Origin of the sequence: Streptomyces termitum (assembly GCF_014650175.1) — a bacterium.
GTDB lineage: Bacteria > Actinomycetota > Actinomycetes > Streptomycetales > Streptomycetaceae > Streptomyces > Streptomyces termitum.
This window is the reverse complement of sequence record NZ_BMUL01000034.1, coordinates 1-1,994: the sequence shown is the minus strand read 5'-3', so window position 1 is coordinate 1,994 and position 1,994 is coordinate 1. Positions and strand designations below refer to the sequence as shown.

The window sequence follows — 1,994 nt, the reverse complement described above, 5'->3', positions numbered from 1 at the left end:
ACAAGACCGCCCAGTCCTACGAAGCAGCCGTCACTCTCGCATCACTCCTGATGTGGGCGTGACATTTGACGACAGAACCTAGGCCGTGTATCGAAAGTGGATCTTGGGCTGTGAATGATCACGGTTCATGGGTCGGGGAGATCTCACGGACGAGCAGTGGGCGGTGCTGGAGCCGTTGTTGCCGAAGGGCACGAAGACGGGGCGACCGCCGGTCTGGCCTCGACGGCAGTTGATCGACGGCATACGGTTCCGGGTCCGGACCGGTGTGTCGTGGCGAGCCGTCCCCGCCGAGTACGGACCGTGGAGCCGGGTCTACGACCTGTTCCGCCGATGGCAGCGGAACGGCGCCTGGCAGCGGATCCTCACTCGGCTCCAGTCCCTGGCCGATGCGAAAGGCGCGATCGCCTGGGACCTGAACGTCGACTCCACGGTCTGCCGCGCCCACCAGCACGCGGCCGGGGCCCGCAAGCAGGGCGATCCGCAGAAGGAACCACCGGGCGGAATCTTCGTCGAACCTGGTGATCACGCCCTTGGACGCTCGCGCGGCGGATTCACCACCAAGCTGCACCTGGCCGTCGAGCAGGGCCAGCAGCCCCTGTCGATCGTGCTCACGGCGGGACAGTGCGGTGACTCGCCGCAGTTCGAACCCGTGCTGGAGAAGGTCCGCGTGCCTCGCATCGGGCCGGGCCGGCCGCGTGTCCGCCCCAATCGGGTGCGTGCCGACAAGGCGTACGCCTCCCGGATACGACAAGCTTGCCGTTCGCTACGAGGCCGTGGTGCTGGTCGCAGCCATCGGCGAGTGGCTGTGGCCAACGCCTTCGCGATACTCGGGCGCCTGACTCTCGCCGGGGACGTTCACCCTGACCAAGGGGGATCTACCCGCAGCGCGGACGAGGCGCCCGCTGGATGACGGCTCACGCTTGTCGGCTCAGGCGAGGTGCTTGCCGAAGAACTCAGCCAGCTTGGCGACGGCGGGGGTCACGTACTGGTCGCGGTCGTACAGGTCGACGTGGGTGGCGCCGTCGACGAGGAACAGTTCGGCGTTGCCGGGGCTGTCGGCGACGGCCTTCTCGGAGAACCCGCGGGTCACCGCCTCGGTTCCGGCGATCATGAGCAGGGGGCGGGGCGCGATCTTGGCGACGCCGGCGAAGGAGTCGAACTGGTCGAGGAGGTCGGCGCTGCGTACGACCATGTCGCCCGTGGAGCGCGGGTGATGGCCGCGGGGCGTCTTGTAGTAGTCGACGAACTCGGCCGTCGGGGCGGGGGTGTCGGCGTCGGCCGTCTCCGGGAGGACGGCGAACGTCGCCGCGGGCTCGCCGGCGGCTTCGGCGCTGCGAAGGTTTCCGGAGTTCGCCACCATCTGCTGCCAGCCCTCGGGGTCGGCGCCGCGGAAGAAGCTGGGGACGTCCGTCCCGGACACGCCGGCCACGGCCTTCATCCGGTGGTCGGTCTGGGCGGCGTAGGGCACGTAGGCGCCCGAGCCGCACACGCCCATCACCCCGATGCGCTCGGAGTCGATCTCGGGGCGGGTGGTGAGGTAGGAGACCGCCGCGCGGAAGTCCTCGGCGCGCTGGAAGGGGTCCTCCAGGCCGCGGGGCATGCCCTCGGACTCGCCCTGGAAGGCGGCGTCGAAGGTCAGGACGGCGAATCCCTCCTGGACCAGGCGTGTGGCGTACGCCGCCGGCGCCTGCTCCTTGACTCCGGTCGTGGGGTGGCCGACGACGATGGCGGCGAGCGGTCCGTCGGCGCCGTCGGGGAGGTAGAGGTGGCCGGCGAGCTGCAGGCCGTTGGTGGGGAAGCGGACGTCGGTCCTCATGTTCTGCTCCTGGGGGAATCAGTGCCGGCCGGCGATCTGCGGGCCTGTGTCCACTGTCCGGCCGACGGCCGGGGCCCGGGAAGGTCGGGCTGCTTCCTAGGTTCTGTCGTCAAATGTCACGCCCACATCAGGAGTGATGCGAGAGTGACGGCTGCTTCGTAGGACTGGGCGGTCTTGT

The 1,994-nt window shown here is 69.4% G+C and carries 2 protein-coding genes; one reads left to right on the top strand and one right to left on the bottom strand.

Annotated features, from left to right (window positions below):
- Window positions 1-127 precede the first annotated feature (127 nt).
- Window positions 128-910: an IS5 family transposase gene (locus IE219_RS31315; RefSeq protein WP_373298924.1), complete on the top strand. Its 783-nt coding sequence runs from the start codon at window positions 128-130 to the stop codon at window positions 908-910.
- Window positions 911-928: 18 nt separating this feature from the next.
- Here IE219_RS31315 and IE219_RS31310 read toward each other — a convergent pair whose 3' ends face one another.
- On the bottom strand, window positions 929-1,816 hold the full coding sequence (locus tag IE219_RS31310; protein WP_189983717.1) for an alpha/beta hydrolase: 888 nt from the start codon (window positions 1,814-1,816) through the stop codon (window positions 929-931).
- Window positions 1,817-1,994 lie beyond the last annotated feature (178 nt).

Excerpts from the sequence above, each read along its gene's own strand:
- IE219_RS31310 (WP_189983717.1), bottom strand. The coding sequence starts at position 1,816 with ATGAGGACCGACGTCCGCTTCCCCACCAACGGCCTGCAGCTCGCCGGC.
- IE219_RS31315 (WP_373298924.1), top strand. The coding sequence starts at position 128 with ATGGGTCGGGGAGATCTCACGGACGAGCAGTGGGCGGTGCTGGAGCCG.